The following is a 15,393-nucleotide window of genomic DNA, read 5'->3' on the forward strand; positions in this document are numbered from 1 at the left end:
TCTCAGAGCGAAGCCGCGAGGCTCATCACCCGCCATACCCGACGACCCTGCAGCGTGGAAGCGGTGAAGTCGTGGACCTGCGATCCCGATACGACGCGCGCCAGGACCTGTCACGACTGGGCCGTCGAAGCACTCGAAACAGAGTTGAACAATCTTGCCAAGGATTCCTGAGCTCGTGTCCGGGCACGTCCGGCGTATCGGCTTATCCACTCAAAGCCGAGGGATCGTGGCGTCACCTGCACGGACATGATGCGAGGCAAGTGAAGAGCGTAAGTCAGCGCCGGACGATAACAGGCCACAGCCTGCCAAGCCCGCGCCATGTTGAGCGGCCATTACTTAGTGAGACCATTCATGAGTATAAAAGACAGGATCAAAGCATTTGTTTTTGAGGACGAGTCCGGCAAAACCAAAGAGCCAGTCGATGCAGCGGGCGAGGTCCCGGCGTCGGATCCGCCGCCGCACGCCTCGGTCTCCGAGGCGCCGCAGGCCGCTGCGGTCATCGAACAGTCGGGTACGGGGCTCGACGTGCCGGCGGTCGAGGACCACATCGATCAGCAGATCCAGAGCAACCAGGCCTTCGCGCCCGTCGCCGCTTTCCTCAAGATGGCCGAGAGCATGAAGAGCGTCATCGGCGACGAGAAGCAGCGCTTCCAGGCCGCTCAGGCGGCGACCAACACGCCGACCGACGCCTTGCTGGGCGCGGTCAAGTCGTATGCGTCGGTGCTGGAACATGAAACCACGGCGTTCGAACAGACCTTCGTCGCCCAGGCCGAGGGCGAGATTCGCGCGCTCGGCGATCAGGAGAAGCAGTTGAGCCAGCAGATCAGCGACCTGCAGGCCAAGCTGTCCAATCTGAGCGCCCGCAAGGAAGAGATCGGCGCGCAGTCGATTGCGAAGGCGGGCGATCTGGCCAAGGCGAAGATCGACTTCGGCTCGGTTTCGTCGACGCTCAACAAGCGCTACACCGACCTCGCCGCCAAGCTGCAGCAACATCTCGGAGGCGCTGCACATGGCCAATGATCTCATCAAGACCGAGACCACCCGGCGGCTGAAGTCCTTCTGGGACACCAAGGAAGGCACCACCGGTATGGTGGTGGGCGCCGGCATTCTCGGCGGCCTCGGCTGGGGCGCGTACAAGATCATGCCGTACGTGGCCAACCTGATGGAGAACACGGTGCTGGCAATCGTGTTCGGCGCCATTGCCGTGGGCCTCGTGTATGCCCTCGTCATCGACGGCTCTTTGCGCCGGCTGCTGTGGCTGCGGTACAAGCTGCTGATGCGCGCATTGACCTACTCGGTCATCAAGTACGACCCCGCCGGCGTGTTGCGCGAGACGCAGAAACTCGCTCGCACGCGCCTGCGCGAAGCGGACGAGTACCGCACCAAGGCGCGCGGCCAGGTGGAACTGATCAAGAACACCATGGACGGCTACAAGCGCGAGGCCGACACCTATCTGCAGGAGGCGCAATACCTGCAGTCGCATCACGGCTCGCAAACCGAAATCGAAAGCCGCGCCATGAAGCTCCAGGAACTGAACACGGCCTACAAGGAGTTGCAGCCGCTCTATACGGTCACGCAAAGCTGGTACGAAAAGATGACCCATGCCAGCGAAACGCTGGAAACCATCATCAGCAATACCGACTTCAAGATCAACCTCGAAACCACCAAGTACAACGTGGCGAACTCGACCCACAACGCGTGGCGCATGTTCAAGTCGGCGTTTTCCGGTTCTGAGGATATCGAAGGATTGCAAAACGATACCTTCACCTACATGGCGGAAGACTATGGGCAGAAGGTCGGCGAGATCGAATCGTTCATGCTGGATTCCAAGAAGTTCATCGACAGCGCGGATCTGCGCAAGGCCGTGAACACGGAGAACGGCATGAAGCTGCTCGAAGAGCTGAGCCGCCGCAATCTCGGCATCGTCGAAGCCGATCAACCGAAGTTGACGACCGACGATGCCTCGACGGTCAGCTATGCGAATTACCTCAAGAAAAAATAAGGAGCCAGCAAATGGCATTTACCTCAGGATTCAAAAAACTCGTGGGTTTGGTAGCCACCGTGGCCGTTGTCGCGGGCGCAATCTTCGCTTATAAGCAGGGCTATTTCGGTCAGCACAACACGTCGCAAGTGGCGGCCGTCGACACCGGCAATAGCTCGCAGCCCATGCAGGCGATGCAGGCACCGCCCACGGCGGCGCCGCAGACGGACACCTCCAACGCGGCGACACCGAGCCGCGATACGCTGCAATCGATCCTGCAGAATCGCACGGTGCGCATTTCCGTGGAGAACCCGTCCGAGCCGATCTACGGCGAGACCAACGGCATTCCGCACGGTTTCAATTACGAGTTCGCCAAGTTGCTGTTTGCCCAGCCCGAATTCAACAAGGGTGGCGTGATCAGGATCGACACGCATCATGAGGTGGACGCCTATCAGGACGTGCCGCGTCAGTTGCTGGTGTCGTCCAATGGCGCGCCGGTCACCGACATCGCGATGGACGGCCTGACCTTCCCGGACAACACGCCCAACGGCGTGGTCTACACGAATCCGTATCTGGACGACTTCGGCTACGCGCTGATCGTTCAGCATGGTTCTTCCATCCGCTCGGCGGCGGATCTGAACGGCAAAACCATCGGCATCCTGCAGGGCGATCCGGACGTGCGCGCGTTTGTGACCCGCCAGTTTCCGAACAGCAAGCTCGTGGAAGTCAACGATTCGGACCCGCAGTTCATCAACAAGAGTGTCGACGATCACGTAGTCGATTGCTTCATCTACGATTATCCGTTCGCGGTGGAATCGATCAAGGGCACCGACCTCAAGTTTGCCGTCACGAAACTCGATGGCTCCGATATCTCGTACAAGATCGGCGTCCGCGCAGCGGACCAGAATCTGTTGATCTATCTGAACAGCGCGATTGGCCGTGTGAAGCAAAGCCCGGCCTACCTCGACCTGCTGCGCAAGTATTTCATCAGCGACCAGGTGGAGACGACGGCGGCGGCATCGGGCGAGCGCAGCTACGTCGTGCGCCAGGGCGACACGCTGAACCTGATTGCCTCATCGCAACTCGGCAGCGGTTCGCGCTACCGCGACATCCAGCAACGTAACAACCTGCCGAATCCGAACCTGATCCTCGTGGGCCAGCATCTGGTGATTCCGGCCCGGTAAGCGGGGCATTTATTCGTTAGCGCTTGGCGTTGAGGGAGAGGGTGGCGCGGTAGGTGTTTGCGGCGCCATTCCCAAGGCATTGAGCACGCTTTGCTCGATGAGCGGACTGCGCTGGATTCCCGGCAGCGTGAGATTCGGCGCCGGTGTGGGCAGTTTGCCCACGTCGCCGCCGTGCAAGGTGAACGAGCGCCGCGTCTGCGCGTCGTAGCACAGCACGCCGGCGACCGGCGCATCAGGATCGTCATATCCTGCGCCGATGCGCTCCGCCCGTTCCTCTCCCGACGCCTGGACGAACGTGACGGTGGCCCCGGGCTTACCGAACACCTGCGCCGCGATCTGCACAATGGTGTCGCGATGCTGCGTCACGTCGACGTGGCTGCCGGGATCCGCATCCGTCACCGCCGCGGTCACGCGGCGCCTTGCTTCCACCACCTTGCGGTTCATCGCGCTTGAAGCAGAATCGGTCTTGCCCGAGAACTGCTGGCCGAGCGCGTGCAGCATCGAGTCGAGACCCGGTGTGCTGGGGTTGTCGATCACGTTGACGTGCGCAGCCTCGAGATTGCGCCGCCAGGTCAGCGGCTCTTCGGCGCTCGCCTGATGCTCAGGCATCCGTTCGGCGACTGCCGCCGCCTGCTCGTGCCCCTGCTGGTTGAGCAGTTGCGTCGAAAAACGCCGCCGCAGATTTTCGCCGAACAGATGGCCTTCGAGCCATGTGCCCGCGTCCTTTTTCCCCATCGCCTGTAACTGTCCGATTTCCGTTTCGCTGAAACGGAAATCGCGCAGCATGTTGCGCGCGGCGGTGGCCTCGCGGCCGCTACTGAACAGATCCCCGACGAAGAGCCGCGTCGCAAACGAAGGGTTGTCCTGCGCGAAGCGCTGCCGCAGATCGCTCGCCACGTCCTGCGCCGGTTGTCCGACGTAGCGCGCGGTATCGAAGCCGTAGTTGACTGCGGTTGGCGCGGTCGAAAGTGCATGCGCCAGCGCATCGATGCCGCTTGCCGGCTGGAACGACGCATTGTCGATGAAGTGAGTCTTGAGCGTCTCGAAGGTCTTGTCCGGATCCCGGCTGTCCTGCCGGACCGCGTTGAGCGCGATGATGCCGCTTGTGCTTGCCGCCTCGCCGATGAACCTTTTGGCATCCTCTATTTGCTGATGGTACCCGTAGCCCGCGGCTTCCTCGGCCACCACACGAAGTGCAACCAGCGCATTGGCCTCGGGATTTTTCCGCGCAAGGAAGGCGCGCACCTCGTCGCCCTTACCGGAAAGTTTGAGCGTCTCGACCTTGTTGATATCCGCGATGCTTAGCTTCAGTTCATCGTGGAGGAATTGCTGGCGATCGCGTAGCCGGCCGAGGTCGGCGCCACCCGTAGCGATCCGCTGGTGCAGCGACGGCAACGCATACAGCAAGGCCTCTTCCTGCATGGCCGCATTGATGGGCCGGGCATTTCTGCGGTTGATCTCGCTGACGAGCCCAAGCCGCCCCGCGTACGCGAGATAGGCGGGGCTGAGTACCGCACGCGTCGCGCTGATGCCCGCGCCTGCAAGCGGATTCACCGCGAGTTCGGCGATGCCTGCCGCCGTGTTGACCGCACCGTAGGCCACCTGAATGTTCGCGTGGCGCTTTTCCTCCTTGAGAGAATCGAGGGTAGTGTCCTGATACGCGAGGATGTGCGTGCGCAGCAGATCGGCCGGTGGGTTCTGAGGATGGGTGCGTCCGCTCTGGAGCGGCAGCACTTTCTGGTTGTAGCGGACCTTCATCGCTTCGAGTCGATCGAGGCTCGCGCCGTTGGCGAACTGCTTGACGAGCGCCGCCCGAATGTCCGAACGCTGAAGCTTCGTGGTCGGCAACGTCGCGTCTTTTTTCCAGAAGCGCCAGGTGCCGAAGTGCAGCGTCGATTGCAAACACGCGCGCTCGTCCTGCGGCAGCGTCTTGTAACGCGCGACGAACGCCTGCTCTTCGCCGGATGCGGCAATGGCCTTTAGCGTGTTCGAATTGAACTGGCCCGGGTCGATTTCCGCGTCGCGCAGCGAGTCCTTAAGCGCCGCGACCTTCGGGGCCGTTTTGGCACCCAGCGCCTCGTTTCGGACGGACTTCAGTTCGTCGAACAACTCGGCATGCTGGCCTGGCTGGATGTCCGAGCGAAGGAACGCATCGATTACTTCTTCGCGGGCCGCACGGCGCATGCTCGCCGTGTTCAGATTGCGATTGCGCCCCAGGTTGAAGACCTGGAAGAGGTTTTTCTCGCCGGGAAACTGCAGCACTTCGTTGAAGCGCTGCCGCCCGATGATGCCGAGCGCGGCGAATTGGCTGTGAAACCGTTCGACATCGGCGTCGTCGTGCTGGCGCAGGATCCAATAGGTATGCGAACTGATTTTGTCGTCCGCGAATGCATCATCGAGCTGCCGCATGGCCTCGCTATGCGATTCGGTTCGCCCGCTGGCCGGCTGACGGACCGCCGAGCGCACCGCCTGCACGCGGTCCACCGCACGGTCCACTTTCCTGCTTTGCTGCACCCCGGCAATCGTATATGCGGCGCCCGAGGCGATTGCCAGCACGCCGTCGGCCGTCACCGCGCTGGACTTGCCGCCGTACATCGAATGACCCTGATGTCCCGCCGCATAGATACGCCCGCCGACCCCCAGCGCGCCAATGCCGACGTCGCGAATCGCGCCCGGCGTGGCGCGCGCGAGATTGCCTCTGGCTTGCTTGTGTGCGCTCAGCGCGTCGTTGCCCGCAAGCGTGCCCGGCACTTCGCTTTTCAACTGCTTGCTGGTCTCGGCCACCTTGAACAGCTTATTGCCGAAGCTGACAGCGGTCGTCGCGACGTCGAGCCCGGCAGGCAGCATGCCCACGCCGTTGGTCGCCTGAGACACGTTGCTCGTGACTTCGCTTGTGCCGTGGAAATTGCTGACGAGCCCGTTGACGGCGGAGGTCGCGTTGTTGCCGGCCCAGAGCTCATAGCCGCCCGACGCGGCGGGCGACATCACCGGTTCGGCTTTTCCGAGGCCGCCTTTGGCGATCTGCGCAGCCTTCGCGCCGGTGCGCGTCGCGCGTTGCGCCAGCGCTCCCAGCAGCGAGTGACTGCTCGCGGTCGTGGCTGGCACGCCCGGTTGGGCCGGGACGCTCGGCGCGCCGCTGGTTGAACTGCCGTTCTCGTTCGGATCCGGCACCTGCGGGTGGGAAGGCGTGTTTGACCCGCCGATGGGCGTCGACATGCTGTGTTCTCCTGAATGGCCCGGTCGCCATGCAGGCTCGCCACCAGGGCGTGCCACCAGGCGCCTGACCTTTCAGTAGACCCGAGTCGCAGCGCCTCGCGGCAGTGAGAGCGGAAATCCTGTCTCGCGATGCGAAGCTGGCGCGTATTCGCGCCGCACAATGCAAAAAAAGTCCGCCCCACGGTCATAAGGCGGACTCAAACAGATGTTAAACCCACTGCGACGAGTAAGAAGCAGTGTGAGGACATCCTATGCCGCCAATTCGCGGTTGGGTGCTGGGGTAATGCTGCGTAAGCGAGCCGGCCCAATTGCGCGGGCGCGGAAATCTTTGGTAAGCACTCTGTCGCTACGGCCTTTCTTTCGCGGCTAGAACCCGCTCAAGCGGACTATTCTGCCCACGTGCGAACCTCATCCCGTTGTGTGTGCGGATCTTCGATGAGAACGCTCATCACGCGCCGCTATCCGCTTACTTCTTCGTACAGGGTTAGTCATGTCCAAATCGAAAACTGCTGTTCCTTTCGTCGCCCGGTTGCTTGCCAAACCATCGGCGAGCTTTTCGTTCTGCGTTCTGGCGGCGTGCGCGACGCTTGCCGGTAACGCGTCGGCGGCGAGCTTCCATTGCACGAGCAAGTCGTCGGCATCGGAGACGATCGTCTGCCAGGATCCGCAACTGTCCAGCCTCGACGATCGCCTCAATACCGCTTACCAGCGCGCCCGGGATGCCAGTCTCGATCCGCGCTCGGTGGAGTCCGCGCGCATCGAGCAATGGCTCTGGCGCCAGCACAACTGTACCGACAAGGCTTGTGTACAGAGCTGGTATGACCGGCGCATCGCCGAACTGGATGCCGACTATGAGCAGGCCAAACAGGCCCAGCGCGATGCTTTCGAAGCGGCGCTGGTGGAGCAGAAGCTGGCTCCGTCCGCGGCAGACGCCGTGCGGCAGATGAAGAGCGATCCCCTCGTGGCAGCCGCAGCCGGCCCGGTCACGACTCCGGCCGCGAAGTGAATGGCAGCGTATGCGCCATGGACCCTCGATCAGATTGGTCGTGTCAGTAGAAGATGGGCCGGTTGACAGCGTCGGTGGGATCGTCGAACTCGGGGGGCGCAAAGTCGGCGTCTGGTATTACGACGCCATGACGAGCATCGTCGTGACGCGCGCCTTTCGCAACAAGGTCGTCATCGGCAGTGTGGCCGAAGTGGTCGCCCAGTTGAAGCGGCTCGCCATCCGGTTTTAAGGCGAGCCGCACCAGATCGCATCATCACGCATCGCCGCGCATCGTTGCGGTTGCATGCCCGCTATCCATTCAAGTACCGCGGTCCAGCGGACCGCGCGTCGTTTTCAACGCGAGCCCTTGCGCTCCGCGCGAACAAACCACTGCTATACGCATGAGTCCTTTGTCGAGATTGATGGGCGCCTCCGACAATGCGACACAATTCTCCACAAACGAACGATAGATTGCAGAGTTTGTTCACTCTAATATTAATTCACATTTCATCACCCGGGCATCGGCCAGGCGAGTAGTGCGCCTCAAGCCTTCTGTCGCCGAGAGACATCATCCCTCCGTTTAAAAGTAATCGGCGCTTTAAATGAGCCGGCGCTAAAACACCTTTTGGCCTGCATAGTAAATGCTACAGACGACTGAATCGTTTGCGAATTCGATACCGGTGCTGACGTATCACCACGTGTCATCGTCGGGCGGCTCGCTGACTATCTCGCCGGAGAACTTCGAGTCGCAGATCGGCTGGCTGGCGAAGAACGGTTATGTCACGCTCACCGCCGATGAATTTGCGCGCTTTTTGCATGGCGCGCCTATGCCGCGCAAATCGGTTTTGCTGACCTTCGACGACGGCTATCTGGACAATTACGTCCACGCGCATCCCATTCTTTTACGTTACGGACTCAATGCGATCATGTTTCTCGTGACCGGCCGCGTGCATGACGGTCCGTATCGCGCCATCGGGGCGCAGCGCCTCGAAGCGCCGCGTTCGCATCAGGCATGCGAGCGTCTCGTTCACGACGGTCGTGCGGACGAGGTCACGGTGCGCTGGAGCGAGGTCGACTTGATGCGCGCGGCGGGCACGTTCGAATTCCATAGCCATACGCACAGCCACCTCCGCTGGGACCAGTTGTGCGCCGACCCGGTTCACAAGCGCCAGAACATCGGTGTGGACATCGAGAAGTCAAAGGCGATCCTGGCGGCCCGTCTGGGTGCGGGCTCGCGCCATCTGTGCTGGCCCGAGGGCTATTTCGACGCCGACTATCTCGACGCCGCCAAAGCCGCCGGATTCGAGTACCTCTACACGACCCGCAACCTGCGGCGCAACGTGCCGGGCAGCGACCCTCACCGTATCCATCGCCTCGTCGACAACGGCAAGGACGCCGAATGGCTCGCGCAAAAGCTGCACCGCTATCAGGATCCGCTGTGGGGGCGGGCGTACTACTGGTTCAAACGGGCGAGACACTTCCGGGACGAAGCGTGGTCATGAAAATCCTCTACACGAACTTCCACGCGGGCGATGGGGGCGGCCATACCACCTATATTCTGAGCCTCGCCGCGGCGCTCGCGGGCCGTCATCGCGTGACGGTAGCGGCGCCGAAGTCGAGCCGCCTTTATGCGAGCGCGCAGTTGCTGGCGGGCGTCGAGGTGATCGCGCTCGAGTTTCGCAACCGGCTGGGCGCGATGACCGGATCGGGCTGGCGCTTGCGGCAACTGATCGCCCGCGAGCGTTTCGACATCGTTCATGTGAACGGCTCGGCGGATCACCGCATTGTCATGCTGGCGACGCTAGGCCTGAAGCGAACCCGGCCGCGCATCGTCTTCACGAAGCACAACGATTTGCCGGTCAGCGGCCTGAGCACCTGGTTGAAGGGCAAGCTCGGCACCGATTCGGTGATCTGCGTATCCGACTACACGCGGCGCCGCCTCGCTAAAACCGTGTATGACACCAAGGTGGTGTGGGTCGTGCATCATGGTGTCGACCTGGGCCGGTTTGCGCCGGTCAGGTCTGAAGTAGTCGCAAGGCTGCGCAGCCGCTGGCGCGAGGCGGTGCCGCGCGACGCGCTGGTGCTGGGCAGCATCGCCGGCACGGACTGCAACAAGGGCTGGCTGAACATGGTGGCGGCCGTGGCCTTGCTGCCCGCTGCACAACGCGAGCGGATCCGCATTGTGGTGGCGGGGCGCTTGCCCGACGCCCTGCAATGCGCGCGGGTCGACGCATTGGGGATGACGGATCATGTGATCTTTACCGGCGTGCTCAGCGACGTGCGGCCGCTGGTGGCGGCGCTGGATGTGGGCTTTGTGCTGTCGCAGCGCGAAACGCTGTCGTTTGCCTGCCGCGAGATGATGGCGATGGGCAAGCCGGTGATCGTGTCGGATTCGGGTGGCCTGCCGGAGAACGTCGAGGCCGGCGTGAACGGCTGGATTGTCGCGCCGCACGAACACGAACACCTCGCGCAACTGCTGGCGCGCCTGCTCGGCAACCGGCTCGAGATTACGTTGGCAGGCATGGCGGCGCGCGCGCGGAGCGTGGCGCAGTTTTCGCTGCAGACATTCGTGGAGCGGACCGAGGCGGTCTATCAGGAGTGCCTGGTGCGCATTCCGTCTTTGGCCGGCAGCGGCTCGGTCGCTGAATGGAAGGTTCAGCGTAACTCCGGCTAAGCAGGTTGGCGCCGACACCGCCCGGTGTCGGCCCGCAATACGCTTTTCCTCTCCAGGATGGATAATTCGCTGCAGGACGCCTGCGCTGCGTTGCGGCGCATCAAGGCTCTTCCACTCCAAATCATCCTGGGTTTTCACATGGAACAGATCGTCTTCCGTTCGGCGCTGCTTGCCGACATCCCTGCCATCGTCGCGATGCTGGCCGACGACGAACTCGGCAGCCAGCGCGAAATCACCGGTTTGCCGCTCGACGAGCGCTACGTCGCGGCGTTTCGCGCCATCGAGGCCGACGCCAATCAGCAACTGGTGGTGGTCGTGGACGGCGCCGAGGTCATCGGCACGCTGCAACTGTCGTTCATCCCAGGGATTGCCCGGATGGGCGCGTGGCGCGGCCAGATCGAAGCGGTGCGGATCGCCGCCCACCGCCGCGACTCCGGGCTGGGCCAGAAGATGTTCGAATGGGCCATCGCGACGTGCCGCTCGCGCGGCTGCAATCTCGTCCAGCTCACCACCGACAGGAGCCGCGCCGACGCGCATCGTTTCTACGAGAAGCTTGGCTTCGTCGCGAGCCATGTCGGCTACAAGCTCGCGTTGTAGCGCCGCATCCTGCGTGTGCTGGCCGCCAAAGGCCTCGCTCAAATGGTCAGTCGAAAAGCGGCGCGCTGGCGGTCTGCTCGTCGAGGACTAATATGTGAGACTAAGGGCGACGCATCAGCCATAATGAAAAAAAGCGGTATTTAAACGATCCAGGAGACGACATGCAATCCGATCAACCGACCCAGCCGCCTGGCGGTGCCGCACCGCATCTCTCGAAGTTCGGCGCCGTCCTGCGCGTGACGAGCGGCAACTTCCTCGAACAGTTCGACTTCTTCCTGTTCGGCTTCTACGCCACGTACATCGCCAAGACGTTTTTCCCGGCCGCCAGCGAGTTCGCCTCGCTGATGCAGACCTTTGCCGTGTTCGGCGCCGGTTTTCTGATGCGGCCGTTGGGCGCCATCATCCTCGGCGCGTATATCGACAAGGTGGGGCGGCGCCGCGGCCTGATCGTCACGCTGGCCATCATGGCGAGCGGCACGATCCTGATTGCCTGCGTGCCGGGCTATGCGTCGATCGGCTTGCTGGCGCCGGCGCTGGTGTTGATCGGGCGTCTCTTGCAGGGGTTTTCGGCGGGGGCCGAACTCGGCGGCGTGTCGGTGTATCTGGCGGAAATGGCCACGCCGGGCAAGAAGGGCTTTTACACCGCCTGGCAGTCGGCTAGCCAGCAGGTGGCTATCGTGGTGGCGGCCGCGCTCGGCTACGCGCTGAACCTGTTGCTCACGCCGCCGCAAATCGGCGCCTGGGGCTGGCGTTTGCCGTTCCTGATCGGTTGCATGATCGTACCGTTTCTCTATGTGCTGCGCCGCTCGCTGCAGGAAACCGCGGAGTTCCAGACGCGCCGCCATCATCCGGCCACCTCCGAAGTGTTCCGCTCGATGCTGACCAACTGGCAGACGGTGGTCGCCGGCATGATGATGGTTGCGATGACAACCACCACTTTCTACCTGATCACCGTCTATACACCGACCTTCGGCCGCGCGGTGCTGCATCTAAGCACCGCGGATGCGCTGGTCGTCACGCTGCTGGTGGGGGTGTCGAACTTTATCTGGCTGCCGGTCGGCGGCGCGATTTCGGATCGCATCGGCCGCCGGCCCTTGCTGTTGTTCATTTCGGCACTCGCCATCGTCACCACCTATCCTGCGCTGGAATGGCTCGCGCATGCGCCTAGCTTCCTGCGCATGCTGACCGTGCTGCTGTATTTTTCGTTCTTCTTCGGCGTCTATAACGGTGCGATGGTTGCGGCCCTCACGGAGGTGATGCCGGTGGAGGTGCGGGTCGCCGGTTTCTCGCTCGCCTATAGTCTCGCCACGGCCTTGTTCGGCGGTTTTACGCCCGCTGTCTCGACCTTCCTGATCGAGATGACCGGCGATAAAGCGGCGCCGGCTTACTGGCTGATCTTCGCGGCCTTATGCGGCTTCTTCGCCACGCTGGTGCTGTATCGCCGGGGTGGGGCGGCTGAGTTGCAGGCCAAGCTGGGCTAGGGAGGCAGACGCTGGCACTAGCGCATGGCCGCGGCAAGCCGCCTGCGGGTCAACCAGCGCACGGCGAGCAGACAGCTCACCATCACGGTCAGCGACAACACGGTAGTCATCGTGCCGAGCGCGTAAATCACCGGCGTCGTAACGGAAGTGGTGAGCCCCTGCAGTTCGAGCGGCAAGGTGTTCTGATCGCCGATAGCCTGTGATGTGCGGGCGATCTCGTCCCACGAGAGCGTGAAGCCGAACATCGCCACGCCGATCACGGAAGGCCCGATGATCGGCAACACGATATGCCGGAAGTTTTGCCACGGCGTCGCGCCCAGATCGCGTCCCGCTTCTTCGTAGGCGGGATTGAAGCGGTTGAACACCGCGAACATCACCAGCAGTCCGAACGGCAGGGTCCACGTCAGGTGCGCGCCGAGCGCCGAGGTGAACAGCCCCATCGAAGTGGAATAGTTGTCCGCGAACGACTGATTGCCCCACGCAGTGGCCAGATATTTGACGCCGCTATCGAGCAGACGGAAGGTGAGGCCGATGCCGAGCGACACGATGATCGAAGGCATGATCAGACTCGCCACCGACACGTAAAATACGGCGGTGTCGCCGCGAAAGCGCTTGCGAAACGCAAGGCCCGCCGCCACCGAGAACAGCACGGTCAGCACCGTCACGGCCAGCGCGAGGCGCACGGAACGCGCGAACGCCCCCCAGATGTCGATATCGCCCACGCCCTGGCGCAGTACCGCGAACCAGTGCAGGGAGACGCCGCGCATCGGGAAGGTGAGGCCGCCTTCCGGTCCCTGAAACGACAGGATGAAGATGGTGATCACGGGGCCGTACAGGAACAGCACGAACAGCCCGAACAGGAGAGCCAGCCAGTAGAAACTGGCGGGCCGGCGTTCGCGATGCTTGCGGCGGATGGCCTGCATGTCACAGCTCCTTGCGGATGTCGACTACCCGCGTCAAACCCCACACAATCATCAACACCACGGCGAGCAGGATGATCGCGTTGGCCGCGGCGGCCGGGAACTGCAGGTAGCCCGTCTGCACCTGGATGATCTTGCCGACCGAGGCGATCTGCTGGCCGCCCATCACGCCGACCGTCAGGAAATCGCCCATCACGATGGTGATCACGAAAATCGAGCCGATTACGATACCGGTTTTGGAGAGCGGCAGCACCACGTCGCGGATCACCTGCCAGCCGCTTGCGCCGGCATCGCGCGCGGCTTCGAGTAGCGACCGGTCGATGCGCATCATCGCGTTGAAGATCGGCACGATCATGAAGAACGTGTAGAGGTGCACGAAGGCGAGCACCACCGAGAAGTTCGAATACAGCAGCCATTCGAGCGGCTGGTCGATCACATGCGCGCCGAGCAGCGCCTGGTTGACGAGGCCGTTGCGGCCGAGCAGCGGGATCCACGAGATCATGCGGATCACGTTCGAGGTCCAGAAGGGGATCGTGCAGATCAGGAACAGGACGGTCTGCATCGCCGTCGTGCGTACGTGGAAGGCGAGGAAATAGGCAATCGAAAAGCCGAGCACGAGCGTGACCGCCCAGACGATCGCGCAGAACTTGAGCGTGGACAGGTAGGTCTTGAAGGTGACGCACATGTCCGTCATCGACGAGCAGCCGTCGAAAATCGCCTTGTAGTTTTTCAGCGTGAAGGCGGGGATGATCTGATACTCGTTGTAATCCCAGAAGCTGACGATCAGCGTGATGACGAGCGGCACGATGAAAAACAGCAGGAATGTGAGCGTAAGCGGGGTTGCCTGCAGCCACGCCGGCGCACGCCGCTGCCGTGCCGGTGCAGCTTGCGCGCGATTGGAAAGCTCGATCGATGCCATGGCGGGATATCCGTCGTCGGGAAAGCGGTGCTTACCGGTGCGCCATGCGCCGGCAAGCACCGCCTGATTCATGCAGGTATGCGAACTATGCCGCGATGAACTCGTTCCACTTCTGGACCATGTAGATGTTCTCGTCCATCACCGCGTTCCAGCAGGCAATCGCGCCCATCCGTTCGTTGTACGAGCCGCCGTCGCGCACGGTGCCGGCCTTCTCCAGCAACTGGCCGTCCGGCGCATGGATGTCCTGCGCGGCCGGCTTGCCTTCGATCCAGTAGTCCCATTCATAGGGTTGCATGTGCGTCTTCGCGGTCTCGAGCACGCCCGAATAGTAGCCCTGGCGCATCAGGTAGGCGCCGGCCCAGCCGTCCTGGAACCAGTTGACGAACTCATACCCGGCGTCGAGCTTGCGGCCCTGCAGCGAGCGCGGGAAAGCGAAGCCCGAGGCCCACGAGCGATACCCCTCCTTGAGCGGCTGAAACTTGCAGGCGATGCCCATGGTGCGCACCTTCGTGACGGCCGGCGACCACATCGACTGGATCACCACTTCTCCCGAAGCCATCAGGTTGACGCTCTCGTTGAAGTCTTTCCAGAAGGCGCGGAACTGGCCGGAGCGCTTGGCCTCGATCAGGATCTTGATGGTCTGATCGATCTCGGCCTTGGTCATGTTGCCCTTGTCGCCGTACTTGACGTGCCCCATGGCTTCGATGGCCATGGCCGAATCCATGATGCCGATTGCGGGAATGTTGAGCAGGGCGGCCTTGCCCTTGAACTCGGGATTCAGCAACTCGGCCCAGCTATTGATGGGGCGCTTGATCAGGTCCGGACGAATGCCGAGCGTGTCGGCGTTATAGGTGGTGGGGATCAGCGTCATCCACTCGGTCGGAGTGGCGGAAAATTCCGTGGAGCGCGGACCCGTCAGGAACATCACTTTCTTCGGCGCGGTACCCTGATCGCCGATCTTCTTGCCGTTCACTTCGCCCTTGGTCAGCACCGGCGTGATCTTGTCGGCCAGCTTGATTTTTTTGGCATCCATACCGGCCAGCGTGCCGGCGGGAATCAGCTTCTTGAGCGAGAAATATTCGGTGTCGACGATATCGAACGAGTTGGGCTGCGTGATGATGCGCTTGGCGACGTCATCGGTCGTGACCGGAATGTACTGAATCTCGATGCCGGTGTCTTCCTTGAACTTCTTCGCGATGTCGTCGCTCTGGTTGACCGCGGTCCCCAGATAGCGCAGCACGATTTTCTCCTGCGCATGCACGTACGGGAAGCCGGCAATGCCCGCCGCCGCAACCGCGCCCTTGATGAGCGTGCGGCGCTTCAGGCCTTTGTCCGTCAGCTCGGGTTCGGCTGCTGCCGGGCTCTCGTTCTGCTCACTCATCGCAATCTCCTCAGGTGACGTTCTTTGGGTAGGGTGATACGCAAGAAAACCGGTT

At 62.4% G+C, this 15,393-nt stretch carries 13 protein-coding genes; 9 read left to right on the top strand and 4 right to left on the bottom strand.

The window, feature by feature from the left end; all coding sequences use genetic code 11:
• Positions 1-351: 351 nt before the first annotated feature.
• From P3T42_RS28090 to P3T42_RS28100, 3 genes are read left to right on the top strand one after another with little or no spacing between them, the layout of a single operon-like run.
• Positions 352-1,020 (top strand): hypothetical protein, encoded by a 669-nt coding sequence (locus P3T42_RS28090; protein WP_074295961.1) that lies wholly within the window; start codon positions 352-354, stop codon positions 1,018-1,020.
• Positions 1,010-2,002 (top strand): hypothetical protein, encoded by a 993-nt coding sequence (locus tag P3T42_RS28095; RefSeq protein WP_074295960.1) that lies wholly within the window; start codon positions 1,010-1,012, stop codon positions 2,000-2,002. The genes P3T42_RS28090 and P3T42_RS28095 overlap by 11 nt, the downstream gene beginning before the upstream one ends.
• A gap of 11 nt (positions 2,003-2,013) precedes the next feature.
• Positions 2,014-3,165 (top strand): transporter substrate-binding and LysM peptidoglycan-binding domain-containing protein, encoded by a 1,152-nt coding sequence (locus tag P3T42_RS28100; protein WP_074295959.1) that lies wholly within the window; start codon positions 2,014-2,016, stop codon positions 3,163-3,165.
• Between the two features lie 9 nt (positions 3,166-3,174).
• On the opposite strand, the gene P3T42_RS28105 is transcribed toward P3T42_RS28100, so the two are convergent.
• The gene (locus P3T42_RS28105) at positions 3,175-6,381 is read right to left on the bottom strand and encodes a hypothetical protein (RefSeq protein ID WP_429307884.1); all 3,207 of its coding nucleotides are present in this window, start codon (positions 6,379-6,381) and stop codon (positions 3,175-3,177) included.
• Between the two features lie 490 nt (positions 6,382-6,871).
• Here P3T42_RS28105 and P3T42_RS28110 point away from each other — a divergent pair, with 490 nt between their 5' ends.
• From P3T42_RS28110 to P3T42_RS28135, 6 genes are all read left to right on the top strand, one after another.
• Positions 6,872-7,387, top strand: coding sequence for a lysozyme inhibitor LprI family protein (locus P3T42_RS28110; RefSeq protein ID WP_429307885.1), 516 nt, complete (start codon positions 6,872-6,874; stop codon positions 7,385-7,387).
• Positions 7,388-7,427: 40 nt separating this feature from the next.
• Complete coding sequence (locus P3T42_RS28115) at positions 7,428-7,616, top strand: hypothetical protein (protein ID WP_143788309.1); 189 nt, start codon at positions 7,428-7,430, stop codon at positions 7,614-7,616.
• A 391-nt stretch (positions 7,617-8,007) separates the two neighbouring features.
• A complete protein-coding gene (locus tag P3T42_RS28120; RefSeq protein WP_429307886.1) occupies positions 8,008-8,868 on the top strand; it encodes a polysaccharide deacetylase family protein in 861 nt (286 codons plus the stop codon).
• Complete coding sequence (locus P3T42_RS28125; RefSeq protein WP_074295954.1) at positions 8,865-10,040, top strand: glycosyltransferase; 1,176 nt, start codon at positions 8,865-8,867, stop codon at positions 10,038-10,040. The genes P3T42_RS28120 and P3T42_RS28125 overlap by 4 nt, the downstream gene beginning before the upstream one ends.
• Positions 10,041-10,178: 138 nt before the next feature.
• Complete coding sequence (locus tag P3T42_RS28130) at positions 10,179-10,637, top strand: GNAT family N-acetyltransferase (protein ID WP_074297418.1); 459 nt, start codon at positions 10,179-10,181, stop codon at positions 10,635-10,637.
• A 161-nt stretch (positions 10,638-10,798) separates the two neighbouring features.
• Positions 10,799-12,118 (top strand): MFS transporter, encoded by a 1,320-nt coding sequence (locus P3T42_RS28135; protein ID WP_429307887.1) that lies wholly within the window; start codon positions 10,799-10,801, stop codon positions 12,116-12,118.
• Between the two features lie 17 nt (positions 12,119-12,135).
• Here the strand turns inward: P3T42_RS28135 and P3T42_RS28140 are convergent, their stop codons facing one another.
• From P3T42_RS28140 to P3T42_RS28150, 3 genes are all read right to left on the bottom strand, one after another.
• Complete coding sequence (locus P3T42_RS28140) at positions 12,136-13,041, bottom strand: ABC transporter permease (protein WP_074295952.1); 906 nt, start codon at positions 13,039-13,041, stop codon at positions 12,136-12,138.
• Between the two features lies 1 nt (position 13,042).
• The gene (locus P3T42_RS28145) at positions 13,043-13,957 is read right to left on the bottom strand and encodes an ABC transporter permease (protein WP_429307979.1); all 915 of its coding nucleotides are present in this window, start codon (positions 13,955-13,957) and stop codon (positions 13,043-13,045) included.
• Positions 13,958-14,042: 85 nt separating this feature from the next.
• Positions 14,043-15,338: an ABC transporter substrate-binding protein gene (locus tag P3T42_RS28150; protein ID WP_074295951.1), complete on the bottom strand. Its 1,296-nt coding sequence runs from the start codon at positions 15,336-15,338 to the stop codon at positions 14,043-14,045.
• Between the last annotated feature and the right edge of the window lie 55 nt (positions 15,339-15,393).

The organism is Paraburkholderia sp. GAS38, assembly GCF_050434965.1.
GTDB classification, from domain to species: domain Bacteria; phylum Pseudomonadota; class Gammaproteobacteria; order Burkholderiales; family Burkholderiaceae; genus Paraburkholderia; species Paraburkholderia phenazinium_A.

Coding starts and splice junctions, on each gene's coding strand:
- P3T42_RS28090 (WP_074295961.1), top strand. CDS start 352: ATGAGTATAAAAGACAGGATCAAAGCATTTGTTTTTGAGGACGAGTCC.
- P3T42_RS28095 (WP_074295960.1), top strand. CDS start 1,010: ATGGCCAATGATCTCATCAAGACCGAGACCACCCGGCGGCTGAAGTCC.
- P3T42_RS28100 (WP_074295959.1), top strand. CDS start 2,014: ATGGCATTTACCTCAGGATTCAAAAAACTCGTGGGTTTGGTAGCCACC.
- P3T42_RS28105 (WP_429307884.1), bottom strand. CDS start 6,381: ATGTCGACGCCCATCGGCGGGTCAAACACGCCTTCCCACCCGCAGGTG.
- P3T42_RS28110 (WP_429307885.1), top strand. CDS start 6,872: ATGTCCAAATCGAAAACTGCTGTTCCTTTCGTCGCCCGGTTGCTTGCC.
- P3T42_RS28120 (WP_429307886.1), top strand. CDS start 8,008: ATGCTACAGACGACTGAATCGTTTGCGAATTCGATACCGGTGCTGACG.
- P3T42_RS28125 (WP_074295954.1), top strand. CDS start 8,865: ATGAAAATCCTCTACACGAACTTCCACGCGGGCGATGGGGGCGGCCAT.
- P3T42_RS28130 (WP_074297418.1), top strand. CDS start 10,179: ATGGAACAGATCGTCTTCCGTTCGGCGCTGCTTGCCGACATCCCTGCC.
- P3T42_RS28135 (WP_429307887.1), top strand. CDS start 10,799: ATGCAATCCGATCAACCGACCCAGCCGCCTGGCGGTGCCGCACCGCAT.
- P3T42_RS28140 (WP_074295952.1), bottom strand. CDS start 13,041: ATGCAGGCCATCCGCCGCAAGCATCGCGAACGCCGGCCCGCCAGTTTC.
- P3T42_RS28145 (WP_429307979.1), bottom strand. CDS start 13,957: ATGGCATCGATCGAGCTTTCCAATCGCGCGCAAGCTGCACCGGCACGG.
- P3T42_RS28150 (WP_074295951.1), bottom strand. CDS start 15,338: ATGAGTGAGCAGAACGAGAGCCCGGCAGCAGCCGAACCCGAGCTGACG.